The following is a 20267-nucleotide window of genomic DNA, read 5'->3' as shown; positions in this document are numbered from 1 at the left end:
TCCTAATACTGCACGTTAAATTCAGGTGAAATAGCAATCATATATAATAAATACGAAACCCGTTCACGGTATTGCTCTTCATTAAAGTAGGCATCTAAATCAAGTAATGCTTGGCGTGTGTCACTGCTCATTGCGCCTGCAAAATATAACGTGTTGTACTGAGCTAATAGCGCGCTAACACCGTTTTTCTCTAAAACATTCATGTCGTCTTGAACATAAATATAAATACTATTTGAATTTAAATCACTGTGCGCTTCTGCGGTACTCCACACTAAACTTGCGTAAAGCGCGTTCATGGTGCCAATCAGTGTTGCATCGTTTGCTATTTGTAATTCTGGCGCAACAATACCTTCATTTCGTAAAGCTGCGGTTTGATAATCAGGCCTAAAAAAGTTAAATACCGAAGCCGACTGCATGGGCCCTTGCCCGTAGTTATTTATTAAATTCCATGTTTTATAATAACCCGCTGGCGATTTAGCATCGAGATTTCGCCAAAACTGTACAGTTTTTAAAATAGGCTCTTTAATTTTACCTTGGTAATTAAGCACTGAGCCAAAATGCCGAGCTTCATCATCTAAGTAAATAGCCTTTACTACAGCCGCTAAATCGCCGCGTACACCAGCACCGTTATCAATAAATACATTAGCTACTCGCTCAACGTATTGGGGTGTTGGGTTTGACGTAATTAATCGCTGAATAAGTTGCTTAGTAATAAATGGCGCAACATTTTGATGATTAAATAAATTATCGAGCGCTATTTGCAATGACTCTTCTGCTGCATAACCTTGTGGTATAACCTCGCCATTTAGTAAGGTTTTTTGTTTACTAGAATGGTACTCGTCAAATGCTTCCATTGGCTTAATATAATCACGACTTTTGCGCTTAAATGTTTCACTATCGGCAAACGTCCAACCTGTAAATACGCGTGCAAAACCCTCTATTTCTGACTGTCCGTAAGTGGCAATGGTATTACCTTGTGCATCAAGCTTGGCGCTGCCATCCAGGTTTAGCTCTTCAAGGCCAATAGTAAATAACTGCATTACTTCACGTGCGTAATTTTCGTCTGGGCGAATATTAAGTGTATCGTCTGCTTTTTCGTTACCCAAATGGCTTAAGTAAGTCCCCATAATAGGCGAAAGCGTCACATCTTCGAGTAAGTCACGATAATTACCAAAGGCATGTTTGAGTAGCAAATCGTAATAAGTGATCATGCCCTCAGGTTGGCCTCTTAAGGCACTGTTTTCATCCGACACTACTAATATTTCACTTAACGCAAATGCAACACGTTGACGAAGTTGATCGTCACTTTGCATTACTGCTTTCCACCATGCATCTATGCGGCTTATGTATTTAAAGTCGTCATCGTCATTTAGCTTTACTAAATAATCACGGTGATAATTAATAGGTAGCGCTATTTGTTTATCAAGCCATTGCTGCTCGCTTAAACCTTGTGCGTTTTGTATTTCACTAAACTTAGGCCCCATTGTTGCTTGGTGTAGTAACCGTGCGGCGCTAATCTCATCCATATTATTGCGCGCTATAAAGCTCAGCGTTTTTACACTGCTTGCTCCTTCATTGTCGGTTGCTGTGACCGAAAAAGCGTAATTAACAGGCTTATAACTTTGTGCATTTAGCAGTGTTACTGAGGTGGTTACTGCCTCTAAAGGCCCGCTAATTAGTTCAGGCCCTTGCGTTTGTTGCCATACAACCGATGTAATAGTGCCGTCTTTATCACTGGCTGTTGCTGTTAGCTCAATTGTTTGGCCCTTACTTAATTCACTAGGAATATCAGCGACTGACAAAATGGGGATTTTATTTCCGTTAACGGTTGGCGTATCATCTGAGCCTGAACCACCGCAAGCGCTTAGTATAAAAACAGTGCTTGCGATCAGAGCAAATTTATAATGCATGTAAAGTCGTCATCATTTGTTAATTAAAGTACGTTAGTGTGTACCGAGTTTGATGCATTTATTGAAACACAAAATTTACAATTTAACTCTTTATTTTTTGTAACCGAATCATGAACGCCCCATTAATAATGCACTAGCTGCAGGGGTAAACAGCCAGAGCTTTATTATTTATGAAAACAGAAATTCGCTATTGTTTTGAATCTTCACAAGTTGCTAACCGGTTTTTACACGAGCTGAAAGACTGGCCGGTTAACGATGTAAAAACACGACTTTTTAATGGCGGCGATAGTGTAAAAGTGACATACGAATACGACGAAAGTGGTTTTGATTACACTTGCGCCGAACTTGACGACCTAGCACAGAGCCATAGCGGGAAAGAGGTTTAAGCGTTTTATAATAAAAAACAGCTGATGCATCTTTAATAATTCACTTGAATTATATAGATTTGATTGATGTTTTATCTCTACCTGAGTTTTTCGCTTCGTAAAGCATTATGTCAGCTTCTTTAATTAGTGATTGCATAGACACATTATTACTACTTAAGGTTTCTTTTGTAGCAAATACACACCCAGCACTAATTGTTAAATATTCACGTACAGGCGACGCTTCATGAGGTAGATTTAATTCCCTAACCGCCAAAAGCAATTGCTGAGATATATCTACAAACTCTTCATAAGAAAGCTGTTTAAAGAATAATATGAACTCTTCGCCGCCATAGCGCGCCACTGTACCTGTGTTTTGCTTAGCTACTTGCTTTAGTTTTTGGGTAAGAGCTTGTAAAACGTTGTCTCCGCCTTGGTGACCATAAAAATCGTTATAATTTTTGAAATGGTCTACATCAAGTAATATTATTCCAAAGGCATTTTTTTGCTGTTGAGCCTGTTCCCATTGCGCCGCAATAATTTCGTCAAAGGCACGCCTGTTGTAAATTTGGGTTAACCCATCAATTTTACTTATTTTTTCAAGCTTAAAATTTTGATCTTTAACTTGTTTAATTAATGCATTAAACCCGCTAATTAAAACGCGCATTTCTAAAAATTTATTACTGAATCTCAGAGGCTGTAAATCGTTTTTAACCAACATTGAATTGATAGCGGACGCACCGTTAATAAGTGGTTCAATAAAGTAACGATTTACAATATAGAAACTCAAAAGTGACATTACAAAAAACATTAACAAAATAAGTTTTAAATAGTGATCAAATAAAACTGGCAGTGTTTGATGGTGGTGCTTAATGTTCAAAGCAATAAGTGGATTATCGTTTATATCTAGAATCACCCTTTTCCTTTGAGTGGCAATGTCCTCTCCTTGGAGGCTCCCTTTAAGCGTCGCAATATCGTTTAAAGAACTAGCCTGTTCTATTTGTGAGTAGCTAAGCTCCACTTGTGCAATCTCAGCTAGGGACTTGATCAACGACGGTCTTACTTTTTTTATAAAAACAATACTACCAACAGGCTCACCTGTTTTATCTGTTCGCTTTATTACATGCGATGCAAACATGACAGGGCCGTCCGCTGTTTGCAAAAAACCAGAATGGCTTAAACTGTTGTCGTCTTCAGAGGCTTTTGAATTAGGAATAATTGCGCGGTTTAATTTATTAACCTGTAAATCTAAATCAGGCGCATCAAACTCAGTATGTTTAATATAATCATACGCTTGCCCGTAAACCATATTAAAGTTTATATCGTAAATAAACACACCATCAATTTTGAGAGAGTAGAAGGTGTCACCCACAAAGTTTGAATCTACATATTCTACGTCAAAATCAGCCATGTAATTATAGGTATCATCCCATACGGCGTAGTCATAATTGAGTGTTTCTAAAAATATAAACTCTCTATCAAGCGCAATTTTAAGACTTAATAATTCACGATTTTGATAATCTTCAATACTAGTGTTTATGGTCGGCAGGCTAAAGAAATAGCGGTACCCAACTAATAAACTTGTTACAAAGCACATTAAAATCAAAGTACCTATTATTACAAAAAATCTTAATGTCATAGTCTCTATCTAATCGTGTAAAATTAAGTCAAAGTAGCTTACATTTTTATATTTTAGACTCCCTGTACCTAAATAATAAATAATTAGCTTCTTACTAAAGCGTAGTATAAATTCATGAGCAGGAATAAACAAAGCTTACTATTAAATTTTATAGCGTTAAAATTTTAGCCTTTTCAATAATATATTTAATATAGACATAAAATTATACCAATTCGCTTAATTAAGTGGTCTATTTTGAGGGCGGAAAAACGTGTTGATAGCTAGGCAAAAAATTCGCTATTTAGTTGTTCTAAATGAGAATTTTTTAACGCAGGTAGCGACACGTTTAGCCCCGCAAAATGATTAAGTATTATTGCGGATTGGTATTACATATTTAAAGTAGTACAAAAAGCTGAAATTATTCCACTACAGAAAATTCAACTTTTGATGGAGACGAACTCGCAAGCTCCAGTACTTCGTAATAATTTAAACCATCTATTTTTTTGCCAATAATAAAGTAATTCATTTCCCCCATCATGGTCGGGTCGCCCATAATATCGTCTAAACTTTGCACGTCAGAAAATTGAATTGCGATTAAGGCGCCTAAAAAACGCATTGAATCTTGAGGCTTTAATGCTTTTAAAACTTTATTAACTCCAACTTGAGTTGTCTCTGGTGTGGAGCCATCAAATCTAAAATCATTTTTTGTGCTAACGCATGCACTAAGCATTAATATTGATAATGCGATAAGTAAATGTTTCATATATATCCTTATTTGTTTTATTAGTTATTCGTTTATTCGTTTATTCGTGATACTTGCGGATCATCGCCACTTTGCCGTTTTCAATTTCAATCACTTCCATCATTGTGGAGGTGTACTCTATTGGCTGCTTATTTTGCGGATGAATACCTTTTACATAGTTTTTATAACGAATAGCAAAGCCTGTATCGTTAAACACAAATGTATTAAGCAGTGTGCTTTCAAACAATGTGTGCGCACCTAAGTAAAAACTCATACCTTTGCGCATCTGCTTTTTACCATCTGGAGTACGTGAGTCATCCGGTTGATACGGAATATGCTGATTGCCAATATCATCGGTTAACAATGCAAGGTAAGCCTCAAGCTCTTTAGCACCTGCGTTAGGTGCTTGTGTGGCGGTCATTGTTTTATAGTACTGCTGCGCAAACGCATTTAAGTCGAGTGGCTTTTCAGCATAAGCCGAAAAAGCAGTTACTAGAGCCAAACCTAACGTTAAAAGTAGCTTCATCACTTATTCCCTGTAGTTAAAAATATTGATTCATTTATAGGAACACTATATTAATATGTTCAACAATAAAACAAATAGTTTTAAGTACTAACACCTACATTTTGCTCTTTACTCTGTTGGTTGCAACGCTGTTGGCAGGGTCGTCTGGCCAAAAATGCTTAGGGTAACGACCTTTCATTTCCTTTTGCACATCGCGGTAACTGCTAGCCCAAAAGTGCGCTAAATCTTGAGTAAGTTGCAGTGAGCGTTTACCTGGCGATAACAACTCCATAAGCAGTGGCAGTTTACCGTTGGCAAGCATAGGCGTACTGGTCAAGCCGTAAACTTCTTGCATACGCACGCTTAGCTTTGCGGGGCCATCAAGCTGGTATTCTATTTTTATATTTGAGCCACTTGGCACCGTTAAGCGCAGTGGTAACAGTGCTTTTAACGCGGTTTGTTGTTGCCAATCAAAACAGTTTTGTAATGCTTCAAAGTAGTTAAACTTTTTAAGCTGCGTGAGCGTTTTAATATCTTCTAAAAACACACCTAGCCACTGCGCTGCATTTTGAATGAGTTGTTGCTCATTTATTTGTGGAAATTTATCGGGTAATAACTTACTTGCTAGACTCATACGTATCAGCAATTGCTGCGCATCAGGTTGCTCGTTAAATAATGCAAAACCGTGTTTAGCAAATAAGTTTAGCCACGCTTTAGCGCGCTCGCTCTTATCTAGTTTTTGTTTACTAGGCTGGCTGCTGAGCGTTATAGCCCCGAGCTTTACTTCATCTTGATGAATAAAACGTGCTGATTTTTCGTCAAACTCACAGCGAGTAAGTTCACTAAATAAATGCGGTAAAAATTCTTGTAACTCAAATGGGTTAAGCGCGGTGGCTGCAAATATACGCCCTCCTTTGTGCCCGCCCATGGTTGCTATAGCTAAGTAATCGTCGTTGTGCCAGTAATCGGCATTTAACTCAGCACCTGCACCATTGGCAAGTAGGTAACCATTACCGCGTTTTTTAGCGATGCGATCTGGGTACGCCAATGCCACTAGCAAACTAATATAATGCGTATTTAATTCGCTGTTTTCGTCTTTTACTTTTAAGCGGCTTTGCCAATATTTTAACTGCTGTTTAAATACCGGATGCGGACGTTGCTGTTGGCTATGCAACGCTAAACTCAACTCGTTTGCACTGTTTACTCGGCTCTCAAGTAATGCCACTAAATAAATAGCGAGCCTAAAAATACCAGGGAGTTGGTCATCAAGTATTTGTGCTTTTAGTAGCATATGCGCCAAACGAATATCAGCACCAAAACCTAACATTTTACTGCCAAGCGGTGTGAGCTTACCCTTGCTATCAATAGCTTCTAGCATGTTGAGCAGGTTACTTGCTTGCTCGCATTGTTGCTCAGTAGGCTTATCAAGTAGGGTTAGCTCATCAATACTGGCTCCCCACTGCTTTGCCTCAAGCATAAGTTGGCTTATGTCTGATGTGAGTATTTCGGGATTGTCGTGGCTATTACGTCGCTCAAAGGTTTGCTTTGAGCCAATTCGATAAACAATGCCCGGCTCTATTCGCCCTGCACGTCCTGCTCGCTGCACAGCAGAGGAGCGCGATATACTTTGTGTTGTGAGCTCAGTAACCCCTGTTTTTAAATTAAAGGTCGCTGCACGGCGCTTGCCGCTGTCAATTACAATGCGTATGCCTTCAATAGTTAAACTGGTTTCGGCTACATTTGTAGTAAGCACTACTTTGCGCATGCCGTTTGGTGCAGGAGCAATAGCAGCTTGCTGATTGGCTTTATCTTGCTCGCCAAATAGCGTTGCTACTATGCAGTTACTGGGTAAATCGCTAAGTGCTTGTTGCACGCGTAGTATTTCAAATTGCCCAGGTAAAAATACCAATGCGCTACCTGTTTGCTCATTAAGTGCTTGTTTTATTATGGTAGGAATTGCATCAAGCCAACGGCTTTCATCTTTTATGGGTATGTATATTTCGTCTATTGGGTAGCTGCGACCGCTTGATTGAATTACAGGGCAGTCAAAAAACGCTGTATAACGCTCAGTATCAAGAGTTGCCGACATAAGCATAATGGTTAAATCTTCACGCAGCGCACTTTGGGTCTCGAGCGCAAAGGCAAGTGAGGTATCGGCTGCAATTGAACGCTCATGAAATTCATCAAATATCAGTAAATCAATATCGCTTAATTCGGGGTCGTTTTGCAGCATGCGCGTTAGCATGCCTTCGGTGACTATTTCGAGGCGCGTATTAGCACTTACTTTACTCTCACCCCTAATCCGCAAGCCCACACTTTGCCCAACACTTTCGTTTTGGCACTTTGCTAGGTAGCTGGCAATATTACGAGCAGCTAAACGGCGAGGCTCTAGCATTACAATACGTTTAAAATACCCATCGCGCATTAGTTGCAGCGGCAACCACGTAGATTTACCCGCACCAGGCGGCGCTTGTAATAACGTAATAGGATTACTTTGTAATGTAGTAACGAGTTGTTGATATATGTCTTGAACCGGCAGCACAGCTATTTACCCTAAATTGCTTTGCAGGCATTGTAACAAAAAACCGCAGCGACACCGCGGTAGATGTTTATTAATAATTGCTATTAACTACCCGACACCATTCTAATTCGATCTGCAGGCACTCGTAATTGCTGCATTAAGTAAATTTTAAATGGTGCTTCGTAAGGTTGCCCATCAACCGCTTTTTGCATGCATAAAAGCCATGCATCACTTTGCTCAATTCCTACATGTAAATGTTTGTGCGCTTGAGGAATGTTAATACTGCCAAAATGTTCAGCGTATAATTTAGGACCACCTAACCAGCCCGACAAAAAGTAAGCAAGTTTTTTACGCGATGCCAATAAGTCTTTTGAATGCATACTCCTTATATGTTCAGCCTCTTTTAAAGCGTCCATATTGTCGTAAAACGCATTCACCAATTGTGTAATACCTGCTAACTCACCTGCCATTTTGTATGAGCAGTCATCCACTCCGTATTCACACGTTTTTGTATTCATAACTCACTCAGGTTAACTACTTTGTTTAATACCTGCATATTAGCTTAAAACAAAAATTTAAGAATGAGTTACATCAAAGCGGCCTAATTTATGTCAGCAATAATTACAGGCTGCTATGTATATTTTTTAATAAAAAGCGCAATATTAAAAACAAAATCGCTCAACATAAAAATATAACCAACTGATAATAAAAATAATAAAATCATTATTATTCATTGGTACAAGGCTTGCTACTTTATAACTGACAGTTAATTCACTAACCTAAAGTAAGGATAAACTTATGAACAGCGATCGTATCGAAGGTAATTGGAAAGAACTTAAAGGTAAGGCTCAACAAAAATGGGGCGATCTTACCAACGACGATTTAGATAAAATTGAAGGTAGCCGTACAGAGCTAGTTGGTAAAATCCAGCAGCAATACGGTAAATCTAAAGAAGAAGCAGAGCGTGAAGTTGATGAGTTTGAAAAAGGTCGTTAAACCGCGTTAACCGCTTTTAAAAAAACCGCCATTTGGCGGTTTTTTTTGTTTAAGCTGTAGGTTATTTAGCTACGCTTTTAATTGGTTACCAATCGGTAACTGCCTAATACGCTTTCCGCACGCTGCAAAAATAGCATTACATAATGCTGGCGCATAAACTGGTGTAGACGGCTCGCCTACTCCTGCTGGTGGTGCATCACTTTGTACAATTTCAACTTCAATCTCAAGAGGTGCGTCGCTCATACGCGGTACGCGATAATCATGAAAATTACTTTGCTGTACGCGCCCTTTATCAAAGGTAATACCATCGCTGATTGCAGTTGTAATCCCATAAATAGAGCCACCTTGGGTTTGGTTTTTCACGGTGTCGGTGTTTACAACAGTACCCGCGTCAATGGCAACCCACGATTTAATCACTTTTAAATCGCCAGCATCCGACACTTCTACCTCAACTACCGTAGCTACATAAGTTAAAAAGCTTCTATGTGCTGCTATGCCTAAACCTCGACCTTTAGGAAGCTCTCGCCCCCATTTACTCATGTCAGCTACTTTTTCAATAACATGGCGCAGTCTGCCAATATCTAGAGGATAAACCGCTTTATCGCCACCGTAATTATCGTATGTGGCATTTTGCTCGGTTACATCAACAATGCGACTCGGACCTATCGTGTCTAGTAAATAGTCTTTTTGGTCGCGACCGGCTTTGTGCGCTGCTTCGCCAATAAATGACTGAATAGCAAAGGCATGAAAAATATTTGATACAGAACGCATCCAACCAATTCGTGCTTTGGCTTGCGCATCACCGTTTTCTAACTTCATATTAGGTGTGTTAATAGGATTATCGGTAAATCCTAAGCGCAGTTCAAAGCTTCCTGGCGTAGTCGCCCCTTCTGAAAAGGTAGAGGTGATCGGTGAAAACGCGGTGCGGTGTAAATAAGATTCTATAGCGCCATTTTTATCTAGCGATGCTTCAATGTGCTGAGCCGAAACTGCATGGTAAAAACCATGTTGTATGTCGTCTTCACGCGTCCATTGCACACGAATAGGCTTGCCTACTTTCATTGAAAGGTAAGCTGCTTCTGCTGAAAAGTCAGGTTTTGACTTACGCCCAAAACCGCCTCCTAACATGGTAACGTGAACATTAATTTTGCTCTCATCCATGCCAAGCATTGCAGCCACTGTTTTCATATCGGCTTGTGGATTTTGCGTAGCAGCCCATATATCAACACTGTCTTTGTTGTACATAGCTGTTGCACAAGGCGGCTCCATTGGTGCTTGAGCAAGGTGCGGTGCGTAATAATCAGCTACCAATTTATTGCTCGATTTAGCCAACACGCCCATGGCATCGCCTTTATCACGTATGTTTGCCTGTGGAGTTTGTACTGTTTTTAGTAATGACTTTTTAAATTCTTCTGAATTGTAATCGCCATTTTTGCCATCATCCCACACGACTTTTAATGCTTTACGCCCTTGCCATGCAGCCCATGTGTTTTTAGCTATAATCGCAATGCCGCCTTTTGGCTGAAACTGCGGTGCGCCTTTTGGTGCAGGTATTTCAATAACATCTATAACGCCGTTTATCGCTTTTGTAGCACTGGCATCAAATGACTTAACAACACCGCCTACTACCGGCGGGCGTTCAATTATAGCCACCAGCGCTTGTGGTTCGCGTACATCGGCTGCAAATATAGCTTTACCTGTTACTAAATCGGCTAAATCTATGTGCGCCATGCCGGTATTAATGTAACGCCATTCTTTGCGTGTTTTAAGTGTTAGTTTGTCAGCTTCTGGTGGCGTTATTGTAAGCGCTAAGTCGATTAAATCTTTATAAGTAAGCGATTTACCTGAGCTGTGTGTAACAACGTGTTGATTAGCAGTACAGGTTTGTGGATCAACGTTCCAATACTTAGCGGCAGCATGCTGCATCATGTAACGTACACTTGCGCCCATTTCACGCAGGCGCTGCATGTTGTAGCGAATACTGCGCGAGCCATCGGTATTTTGATCGCCGTATTTAGGGTCGCCCTTACCCTGAATAACAATAACCTTATCCCATGCGGCTTCCATTTCATCGGCAACTATTTGTGCAATCGCGGTGCGAATTTGCTGACCCATTTCAGAGCGATGGCAGGTTATTTCAACCATGCCGTCAGGTCGCAGTGCAATAAATAAGTTTGCGCGCTTTGCCAGCTCAGATGGCTGTTCTAACACACCAGCAATCGCTCTTGGCGCACTGCCTACAAAATAAGTACCGAGTACCAACGCACCTATTGCACTGGTTTTTAAAAATTGACGGCGGTTTAAATCAAAATATTTATTATCTTGGCTCATACTTCTTCCCCTTGCTCATTTGGGTCAAAATACTGCACGCCCGCAATAGTTTTAGCGGCTGATTTAATTGCTTTATGAATGCGCGGATATGTACCACAACGGCAAATATTGCCCGACATATTACTTACTATTTCATCATCGCTTGGGTTTGGATTTGCAGCTAATAAGCTTGCAGCTTGCATCATTTGGCCGCACTGGCAAAAACCACACTGCGGTACTTTATGCTCAACCCATGCTTGTTGTACTGGATGGTCGCCCTGCTCGCTTAACCCTTCAATTGTTGTAATTGAAAGACCCGCTACTGCCGCTACAGGCAATACACACGAGCGCTGAGCTACCCCATCTATATGCACCGTACACGCACCGCACTGAGCCATACCACAGCCAAATTTAGGCCCAGTTAAATTCAATTCGTCTCGGAGATACCATAATACTGGCGTTGACGGATCGCCAGAAAACTCATGTTTATTACCATTAATGGTAAGCGTGATCATACTAAACTCCTTGGCAAAGCGCTTTACAGGAGGGTTCCTTGTTGCGCGAGAACTATTTTTAATTACTTACTATTTTATACTTGCTACTTTTAGCCTACCACTTAGATCTATTTTATAAAAATACTAATTATTAGAACGTTTAAACCACATTGAAAATATTAACGTCTGATTATTAGTATTATAACTAGGCCCTGCTGACCTTTTTAGATTGAAGTTCACTCAATCTAGGGGAGATTTAATCGCGGCGGGAGGTTTGTAAACAACAAAGCGTAAATTGCCCCTATGCAGAATCCTCGGGGCAGTGCATGTTAAACCTCGAAAGATAAACAGCCCTAAATAAAAGCCTAAAAACATCCAAGTTAAAACTTACAATATATTTAAGCAAAAATCGTATTAAGTAACCACATCGTTATTAGCAAAGTGTAGGGTTATACGAACACCTATGACAAAAGTAAGCAATAAATCGTTGAGTTTAAAAAGATTATTAATAAATAAAAAACCGCCATTTGGCGGTTTTAGATAGTGTAAATAAGCTTTTAACTACTAATTAAAACGGCGTCTACCAAATAAAACCACTGATAGCAGCGTAAGTAAGTAATAAATACTGCCACCTGAGCTAGAGCCTGAATCAGATGAAGGAGTCGCTACCGTAGCAGCTTGCTTACCTTCAACGTTTATAGTCACAGTTTGAACTGCAGAACTATCAAATTTATCTTTAGCTACATAGCTAAACGTTACTACATGATCGGATTCGCTCGTAGGAGTTAGTTTAAACAATCCAGTATCAGGCTCAAATGTTAAAGTTCCTGAATTTGGCTCTGTTACCACTTCAAATTCAAGTGTATCGTTGTCGCTATCTAATGCTGAAAAGCGACCATTCACTTCACTCTTATAAGAGGTGTTATATGTTACATTTTGAGCTTGTGGAGCTGTATTTGTCAGTTCAATAACAACATTATGAAGCTCTGATTCAACTAAAGAATCTTTCACTGTAAAGCTAACTGATACTGGCTCAACCGAGTCACCACTTGGTGAAAAGGTCACGCTACCTAAAGCAGAGTCCATTAACTGAATTTGCCCATGAGCAGGCGAATTTTTAATTTGAAATATTAATGGCTCTGCGTCTTCATCCATACCTTCTAAATTAAAGTTAAGCGGTGTATTCCAATGAGTTTGCAGTGTCATATTATTTGCTGTAGGTGCTGTATTTTTTAGCTCTAACGTTAAGCTTGATAACGCTGAACGTGAACGATCTTTTACTGTGTAGTAACTAAGCTCGTCAATGCCTACAGCGCCCGATGGTATATAAGTTAATAGACCCGCCTGTCTGTCGGTAAACTCGACCCTACCCAGAGTTGGTCTCTTATTTAAAACTACATAATCAATATCATCTGATACAGGTAAGTCTATTTGTATGCTTTTTAAAACATGATCAGAGTAGCTTAAAGCTTCAGGCTTAGCTAAAGGCTCAGCAACTTGATTAGAAAACACCTCCAATGACTGACCTGCCAACAAGGTATAATCAACATTATTATACGTAGAAGTTGCTAACCAACTGTCATTATTCTTACGCTTAGCAGTGTATGAAACCACATTGTTATCTAGGTTATATTCACCAAACTGATCAGAACACGAATACTGCACAAATCCAGCTCTTACAGACACAATATTATTTAAAGTGTTTTGGCACACTTCACTAATTAATGTTGTCTGCCCATTTAATGCCACTTTGTAAAGTGAGCCGTTATAGGTAGATGCAACTAAAGTTTCTTCTCCATTAATAACAGTGTTAACCAAACCGTTAAAGCTTTGCTCCAAAGCAACTTTAGATATAGTGTTTTCAGAGTAGTCATAACTAATGAGGTAATCACTAACGAGACCAACCACATCTATATTTTCGTTATTAAGAAAGCTTCCAGTTACTATTGAACTCATGCCGCCCCAATAAAATCCTAAGCGAGGCGATGTTTTTAATAACTCTCCAGTTTGCCCATTTAATACTTTAAAAAAGGTACCTTCACTTCCTGTATGCTCAGCACCATTACCTACTATTATTTCTAGCTTGCCATCATTATTAATATCTAACGTTGTTAAGGTACTAATGTAGTCTCCGTCGCCAAGATATGTTTGAAATAGCTCTTCACCCGTTTCAGGTGAAAACACCTGTACATTCGCATCGTATATAGCAGAGCTGCCAGCAATAATATAATTCTTACCATCATCAAACAGCTGAGCAGTAGTAACTAAATTATTATTATCCCAATCGTTATTAACGCTTATATTTGTAAGTATTTTTTCATTAGTTTGTGTATCTACTATATGCAAAGCGTTACTGTCACGCTCGGAATAAAGTATATCTAAGCTTCCGTTGTTATTAATATCAGCAAGTGCTAACGCTTTATTTGAGTAGTACTTAATGCCTTTAGCCCACTGTTGAGTTTTGTCATCCGTGTTGTGAATATAAAAACCATCTTCACCTGACGAAGAATAACCTGAGCCCCAAGCAATATTTTGCTTACCATCACCGTTAAGGTCATCTACAACAATGCCCGACACACCATGCTCTGGATTATTAATACTCCAAAACTCAACACCTGTTGTGAGTGAAAGCGCGTATAAACTTCCCCACTGACCATCGCCGTAAACTAAATCATCGGTACCATCATTATCGATGTCTGCAACTATTACTTTATCAATATCTAAGTCGCTTTGGGCTGTCCATAAAATGCTTTCAGTGCTTGGGCTTAGCATTTCTATGCTGTACCAACTTTGCCCATTAATCACTTCATCTAAGCCGTCGTTATTAATATCAACAGCAATTAAATGCTCGCCATTAATACTTACACTAAGTTGTTTGTGCAGTACAAATTCTGAATTTTCGAATCTATATACCGCACCATCACTAAATAAAACTTCTTTTGCATTAACCTCAGTAAATGAGCCTGTCACAAAGTTTTGTGGTACGTTTTCAAGTACCGCAATTTCAGATAAATCGAGCGAGTTAAGAACAAAAAGCTTACTGCTTTGATAAACAAAAAGCTCATCTTGCCCATCGTTATTTATATCAAACTTATCTGCTGCTCTTGGGTAATAAAACTCTTTACTTAGTTCTATCTCTTGAGTGACTAAATTAACTTTATGTACTGCGTTATTTTCTAAAACATATAAGTAGTATGTATCTGCCACTGTATCTTTAATTAGCGTGGTATCTTCAATATAGTCATCAAAGTCGTAGCGAGCAGTTACTTCATACGCACCTTTCACATATTCTATAATATTAAAATTGCTCTCTTGGGCGGATATAATGTGCTTACTACCCACACCCGACAAAGGTGCCACGTACAAGCCTTTTCGACCTGTTGAGTTGCCTAACGAAAATTCACGAAATACGCTGCTAAGCTCTATGCTTTCCTCGTCTGAGGCAGCTTGAGTAAGGCTATTATTTTTTATAATTGGCGCGAGTAGAGGTTTTTTAGATAAACTTTCAAAATGAGCTTTATCAAAATTTATTTTTTGATCGTTAATTAAAACAGCATCACCGTAAGTATTTTCTTGAGTGTTTTTTATAGGCTGAGCGTGAGTATTGGCATTCACTGAATACGCGCTCATCATGAGCAACGTAAGGCAAGATAGTTTAATCAATTCCATAATCCTTTGTATTTCTTTATTTAATCACGTCACTACAACTGCAACGTTCCATTAACACGGCATTATATAGAGTACCAACCGGAAATAAAGAGGCGATTAACAAAGTTTTACAAAGGGATAGAAGAATAAAGTAATAACATTTAACTTGCAGCTAAAGCTACTTTTATAGAGATTTTAGCCGCATGCTTACTAATAAAAAGCGATTAATGAGTGCTTATAACATCTTCAGACAACAATCGCTCATCGTCTTTATAAACTTCAAGCCAACCTGGTGGTGATGTATCGCAGCCAATAATGGTTACTTGTAGCACATAACTATAACGACCATTTTTAAACGTATAGTGATGATTCCCGCCGCTGCCCTCAAATGTAATATCGCCATTTAGTAAAACCATATCAGGCTTGTCACTTGGCTTTTTATTAATACCCCACACTGCATACCGAAAATTATGCTCGCCTAAATCATCAACACGAACATGATAGTTAGCCGTTTTCCAATTGAGTACTGGTTTTTCAAAAGTATTAATACTTGCGTGCAAGGATTGTTTATCGTCTTCGATTAAGCTTTTTGCAAGTGCCTGCTCTTTAGTATTTTGTGTATTTACAGCAATAATTTTACCTTCGGTATCTACCCACATAACGCCGTTATTTAGCATAATGCCGCGCCAACCTACTTTCTCCCAATCGGTGTTAATGTTTGAACTGGCAATAACTGCCACTAGCTCATCATTAAATACTTCATCAAAGCGGTTGATAAACTCAGCTTCATTTTTAATGTCAGGTATGGGGTATCGTCGTTTTAGCGGGTAATAAACAAGCGAAGCAATAGCTGCTTTATCGTCACTTTCAAAGGCTGCAATAACAGGTAAAACGAACTCGTGATATTTTTGCTCAAGAGCAAATGTGCTAGATGTGAAAAGTAGGCATAACCACAATACTATGTGGTTATGCCCTTCAAAGTTGAACCTGATCTTCATTTAAAGGTTCTAATATAACGAAAATAATTATATTTTTAGTTTTTCTCTTAACCCTGCAGGAGATAAATATCTAATAGCTTTGCTTTTTTTACTTTTCGTAGCAATTAAAAGATCTGCATCAACTAATCCATTTAAATATGTTCTTGCTGTGTTCTCATTAATATCAAATTCTATGGAAACCTGTTTAGTAGTAAATATTTTACCTGGATGCTTTACAGCTTCTTTGAGCAACTCTAATTGACCTCGCTTGAAGTTCTTTGATAGAGGGCTTTTTTCGATCCATTCCATGAATTGATAAAATTCACTTTTTTTAGATTCTATGTGAGTATTTAATGAATTAACCGCTTTCATGACAACATCAACTTGATGATAAATAAAGTAAGTTAAGTCAAATTCGTCTGTTTCTGTGTAAACAAATGCTGCATCATAATCACTTCTCTTTTCTTGGATTAGCTTACTAATTGACACATATTCAAATAACCAATAACCAGAACTGAGCATATACCAATAAAAAATAGCTCTGGCAGTTCTTCCATTCCCATCCCCAAAAGGATGAATGTAACCGATCATGAAATGTAAAATAATCGCTTTAACTAATGGATGTATAAACGTGTCGCTATTAGCCCCATCATGCTTTTCATTTGCAAAATCACATAAAGATAATAACCTTTCCTTTAAGGAAGAGAAGCATGGAGGTGTATGCGCTAATTCATTGTAGAGGTTTGAAACTGCTATATCATTGTCTTCTCTTAAAGCTCCTGAAATCGCATCATTATCAATAGCTTTATATGTAGCAATTGCATGAAGCTCTAGTATTAGCTCTATAGAAAGAGCTTCATCTTTTCTCTCTAGTGCTTTTTTCATCAAAAGGTAATTATTGAAAATCATTTGTTCAGATTTATCGATAGGTTGCCTTTTTGTTTCAAGCATTTCTTTCGCTATTTTCCTCGTTGTAGATGCGCCTTCGAGTTGAGAAGATGTTATTGCTTCTTCCATCATTAAGCTCTTAACCAGGTACCTATCTTTTTCTTTTGTAGTAATAAATGAACCATCACCAATTGCATGCCCACCACCAGATAATTTATCGATCTGATGAAGTAATGCATGAAGTGAATCTGGAATACAGTAAGTGAATTGTTTATTTTTTTCTGCAACTAATGATATTTTTTTTGATATAGTTTTCCTTGACAGCTTCGTAGCTACCCAAGCAGCTTGTTCTGATATATCTTTAGGTATACGCCATATAAATTTATCCCAGTGGAGATATTTCCCTTCTGAATTTGTAGGACCAAACTGCCCTAAAAGTGGAATAAACTCATCAGAAGGTGTAATAGATAGTAACTCGTTTAATGGTTTGGGAACTCTAATTCTTGCCATAGTAAAACACCTAAACTTAATTTTTATATAATGAGTTTACTTATAATTAAAAACTCGTCAACGTAAAAAAACAAATTTAAGTTTAGGTAAATAACTTTATACCAAAAGCGAGCTTAATTAGGCTCGCTTTTATTTTAACTGACCTGTTCTATTACTCAGGATCATACCCCAAGTTAGGCGATAGCCATCTTTCAGCTTCTTCAAGCGTCATATTGGTTCGTTTAGCGTAGTCTTCAACTTGATCGCGTTGTACTGCTGCTACGGCGTAGTATTTAGCCTCAGGGTGTGAGAAGTACCAACCTGAAACAGCAGCACCTGGCCACATGGCGTACGAGCTAGTTAGCTGCATACCAATGCGTTTTTCGGTATCGAGCAACTGCCAAATTTTCTTTTTCTCGGTGTGCTCTGGGCACGCAGGGTAACCTGGCGCTGGGCGAATACCTTGGTAGTTTTCGCGTATTAGCTCATCGTTTGCTAGGTTTTCGTCTGGTGCAAAACCCCAATACTCTTTACGTACTTTTTCGTGTAGGTATTCGGCAAACGCTTCGGCGAGTCTGTCGGCAACCGCTTTAATCATTATTTTGTTGTAATCGTCTTGCTGTGCGTCAAACGCATTTGCTAAGTCGTCTTCTTCTAAACCGCCCGTTACTGCAAACGCGCCAAAATAGTCTGGTGTGCCTTTGGGTGCTATGTAGTCGGCTAGGCAGTAGTTAGCAAAGTCGGTTTTTTCGGTTTGCTGACGTAAATGGCACGAGGTAGTTAACAGCTCTTTGCGTGTTTCGTCGGTGTATATTTCTATGTCGTCCCCAACGCGGTTAGCAGGAAATAAACCTATTACGCCAAGTGGTTGCAAACTGCCTGCTTTTTCAAGGTCGTCTAACATATCGTTAGCGTCTTTAAATAAGCTTTGCGCCTGCTCACCTACGACTTCATCGGTCATTATGCGCGGGTATTTACCGGCAATTGACCACGTCATAAAGTATGGCGTCCAATCTATGTATTTACGCAAAGTGGCAATAGATACGTTTTTAAACTCGATCACGCCAAGCTTTTTAGGCACTGGTGGCGTGTAGTTATCCCAATCAAGCTTTGCTGCGTTATCGCGTGCGCGCTGAATTGTAACAGGCTTAGAGCGTGGTTTTTTACGTGCTTGTTGCTCGCGTACTTTTACATATTCAGCTTGGGTTTTTTCTAAAAAGCCAGGCTTATGCTCTTTTGATAATAAATTAGATACTACACCTACCGCACGGCTTGCATTACTTACATACACAACGCCTTTGTCATATTGCGGCTCAATTTTTACTGCGGTATGCGCTTTAGAAGTAGTTGCACCACCAATTAACAGCGGCAGTTCAAAACCACGGCGTTTCATTTCTTTTGCTACGTGTACCATTTCGTCAAGCGATGGGGTAATTAAGCCCGATAATCCAATAATATCGGCTTTTTCGTCGATTGCGGTTTGTAATATTTTATCAGCCGGTACCATTACACCTAAATCGATTACTTCATAGTTATTACATTGCAGTACAACACCCACAATATTTTTACCTATGTCGTGTACGTCACCTTTTACGGTCGCCATCACTATTTTACCGTTAGTTGAGCCTTCTTCTTTTTCAAGCTCAATGTATGGGTCTAGGTAGGCTACGGCTCGCTTCATTACGCGCGCCGATTTAACAACTTGTGGTAAAAACATTTTACCTGCGCCAAATAAGTCGCCTACTACGTTCATGCCGTCCATTAACGGCCCTTCAATTACGTGAATAGGTTTAGCTGCTGCGGCGCGGCATTCTTCGGTATCTTCATCTATAAAGGTAGTAATACCTTTAACAAGCGCGTGCTCAAGGCGTTTTGCAACAGGCCATGTGCGCCACTCTAAATCTTCTACTCGCTCGGCTTGCGCCATACCCGAGTATTTTGGTGCAAGCTCTACTAAACGCTCGCCTGCGCCTGAGTCGGTGTTAAGTATTACGTCTGTAACGGCTTTACGTAGTTCTTCTGGTATATCATCGTAAACGGCTAGTTGCCCCGCATTTACAATACCCATGTCCATACCAGCTTGAATAGCGTGATATAAAAACACCGAGTGAATGGCTTCACGTACGGGGTTATTACCCCTAAACGAAAACGATACATTTGATACACCGCCCGACACTTTACAGTGCGGCAAATTTTGCTTAATACGGCGAGTGCCTTCAATAAATTCTACGGCGTAGTTATCGTGCTCTTCAATACCGGTGGCTACGGCAAATATATTAGGGTCGAATATAATATCTTCTGGCGCAAAGCCAATGTCTTCTACCAATATTTTATAACTGCGCGCACATATTGCGAACTTACGGTCTGCCGTGTCGGCTTGCCCGTCGGTATCAAACGCCATTACAACAGCGGCTGCACCAAAGCGTTTTATTATTTTAGCTTGGCGAATAAACGGCTCTTCACCCTCTTTTAGCGATATTGAGTTAACAATTGCCTTGCCTTGAATACACTTTAAGCCTGCTTCTATTACTTCCCATTTTGAGGAGTCGACCATAATTGGTACGCGAGAAATATCAGGCTCTGAGGCTATTAAGTTTAAAAACTTAACCATGGCGGCTTTTGAGTCCAACATGGCTTCGTCCATGTTTATATCAATAACCTGTGCGCCATTTTCTACTTGTTCGCGTGCCACTGTTAGCGCGGCTTCAAAGTCTTCTTCCATGATTAAACGCTTAAACATGGCAGAACCCGTTACATTGGTACGTTCGCCGACATTAGTAAATACTGCTATTTGTTGGGTCATGCTG

General features: G+C 39.4%; 14 protein-coding genes. 2 read left to right on the top strand and 12 right to left on the bottom strand.

Annotated elements, in window-relative coordinates:
* Window positions 1-2: 2 nt before the first annotated feature.
* Window positions 3-1910 carry a DUF1800 domain-containing protein gene (locus I6F43_RS06110; RefSeq protein ID WP_197101450.1) on the bottom strand — a complete coding sequence of 636 codons (1908 nt, stop codon included), beginning with the start codon at window positions 1908-1910 and terminating at the stop codon, window positions 3-5.
* A 170-nt stretch (window positions 1911-2080) separates the two neighbouring features.
* Between I6F43_RS06110 and I6F43_RS06105 the strand changes: the two genes are divergently transcribed.
* The gene (locus tag I6F43_RS06105) at window positions 2081-2296 is read left to right on the top strand and encodes a hypothetical protein (protein WP_024593535.1); all 216 of its coding nucleotides are present in this window, start codon (window positions 2081-2083) and stop codon (window positions 2294-2296) included.
* 49 nt (window positions 2297-2345) lie between these two features.
* Here I6F43_RS06105 and I6F43_RS06100 read toward each other — a convergent pair whose 3' ends face one another.
* The 5 genes from I6F43_RS06100 to I6F43_RS06080 all read right to left on the bottom strand — a co-directional run bounded on the left by I6F43_RS06100 (window position 2346) and on the right by I6F43_RS06080 (window position 8176).
* Window positions 2346-3911, bottom strand: a complete 1566-nt coding sequence (locus I6F43_RS06100; RefSeq protein WP_231614032.1) for a diguanylate cyclase domain-containing protein — start codon at window positions 3909-3911, stop codon at window positions 2346-2348.
* Window positions 3912-4308: 397 nt separating this feature from the next.
* Window positions 4309-4653 (bottom strand): DUF6694 family lipoprotein, encoded by a 345-nt coding sequence (locus I6F43_RS06095; RefSeq protein WP_007581228.1) that lies wholly within the window; start codon window positions 4651-4653, stop codon window positions 4309-4311.
* A 40-nt stretch (window positions 4654-4693) separates the two neighbouring features.
* On the bottom strand, window positions 4694-5158 hold the full coding sequence (locus I6F43_RS06090) for a nuclear transport factor 2 family protein (protein ID WP_007581226.1): 465 nt from the start codon (window positions 5156-5158) through the stop codon (window positions 4694-4696).
* A 94-nt stretch (window positions 5159-5252) separates the two neighbouring features.
* A complete protein-coding gene (gene hrpB, locus I6F43_RS06085; protein WP_197101449.1) occupies window positions 5253-7679 on the bottom strand; it encodes an ATP-dependent helicase HrpB in 2427 nt (808 codons plus the stop codon).
* An 83-nt stretch (window positions 7680-7762) separates the two neighbouring features.
* The gene (locus I6F43_RS06080) at window positions 7763-8176 is read right to left on the bottom strand and encodes a group II truncated hemoglobin (protein ID WP_007581222.1); all 414 of its coding nucleotides are present in this window, start codon (window positions 8174-8176) and stop codon (window positions 7763-7765) included.
* Window positions 8177-8456: 280 nt separating this feature from the next.
* Here I6F43_RS06080 and I6F43_RS06075 point away from each other — a divergent pair, with 280 nt between their 5' ends.
* Window positions 8457-8654: a CsbD family protein gene (locus I6F43_RS06075; protein ID WP_007581220.1), complete on the top strand. Its 198-nt coding sequence runs from the start codon at window positions 8457-8459 to the stop codon at window positions 8652-8654.
* 69 nt (window positions 8655-8723) lie between these two features.
* Here the strand turns inward: I6F43_RS06075 and I6F43_RS06070 are convergent, their stop codons facing one another.
* The 6 genes from I6F43_RS06070 to metH all read right to left on the bottom strand — a co-directional run bounded on the left by I6F43_RS06070 (window position 8724) and on the right by metH (window position 20263).
* Window positions 8724-10985, bottom strand: coding sequence for a xanthine dehydrogenase family protein molybdopterin-binding subunit (locus I6F43_RS06070; protein ID WP_197101448.1), 2262 nt, complete (start codon window positions 10983-10985; stop codon window positions 8724-8726).
* A complete protein-coding gene (locus I6F43_RS06065; RefSeq protein ID WP_197101447.1) occupies window positions 10982-11479 on the bottom strand; it encodes a (2Fe-2S)-binding protein in 498 nt (165 codons plus the stop codon). The genes I6F43_RS06070 and I6F43_RS06065 overlap by 4 nt, the downstream gene beginning before the upstream one ends.
* Before the next feature lie 543 nt (window positions 11480-12022).
* Window positions 12023-15121, bottom strand: coding sequence for an Ig-like domain-containing protein (locus I6F43_RS06060; RefSeq protein ID WP_197101446.1), 3099 nt, complete (start codon window positions 15119-15121; stop codon window positions 12023-12025).
* A 209-nt stretch (window positions 15122-15330) separates the two neighbouring features.
* Window positions 15331-16104, bottom strand: coding sequence for a hypothetical protein (locus I6F43_RS06055; protein WP_197101445.1), 774 nt, complete (start codon window positions 16102-16104; stop codon window positions 15331-15333).
* 27 nt (window positions 16105-16131) lie between these two features.
* A complete protein-coding gene (locus tag I6F43_RS06050) occupies window positions 16132-17481 on the bottom strand; it encodes a Fic family protein (RefSeq protein ID WP_010555175.1) in 1350 nt (449 codons plus the stop codon).
* A 151-nt stretch (window positions 17482-17632) separates the two neighbouring features.
* Entirely contained in the window at window positions 17633-20263 is a 2631-nt protein-coding gene (gene metH, locus I6F43_RS06045; RefSeq protein ID WP_197101444.1) for a methionine synthase, read from the bottom strand.
* Window positions 20264-20267 lie beyond the last annotated feature (4 nt).

It is taken from the genome of Pseudoalteromonas sp. NZS71_1, assembly GCF_015864305.1.
GTDB lineage: Bacteria > Pseudomonadota > Gammaproteobacteria > Enterobacterales > Alteromonadaceae > Pseudoalteromonas > Pseudoalteromonas arctica.
Note: the sequence above shows the minus strand (reverse complement) of the source record. Positions and strands in the feature narration are given on the sequence as shown.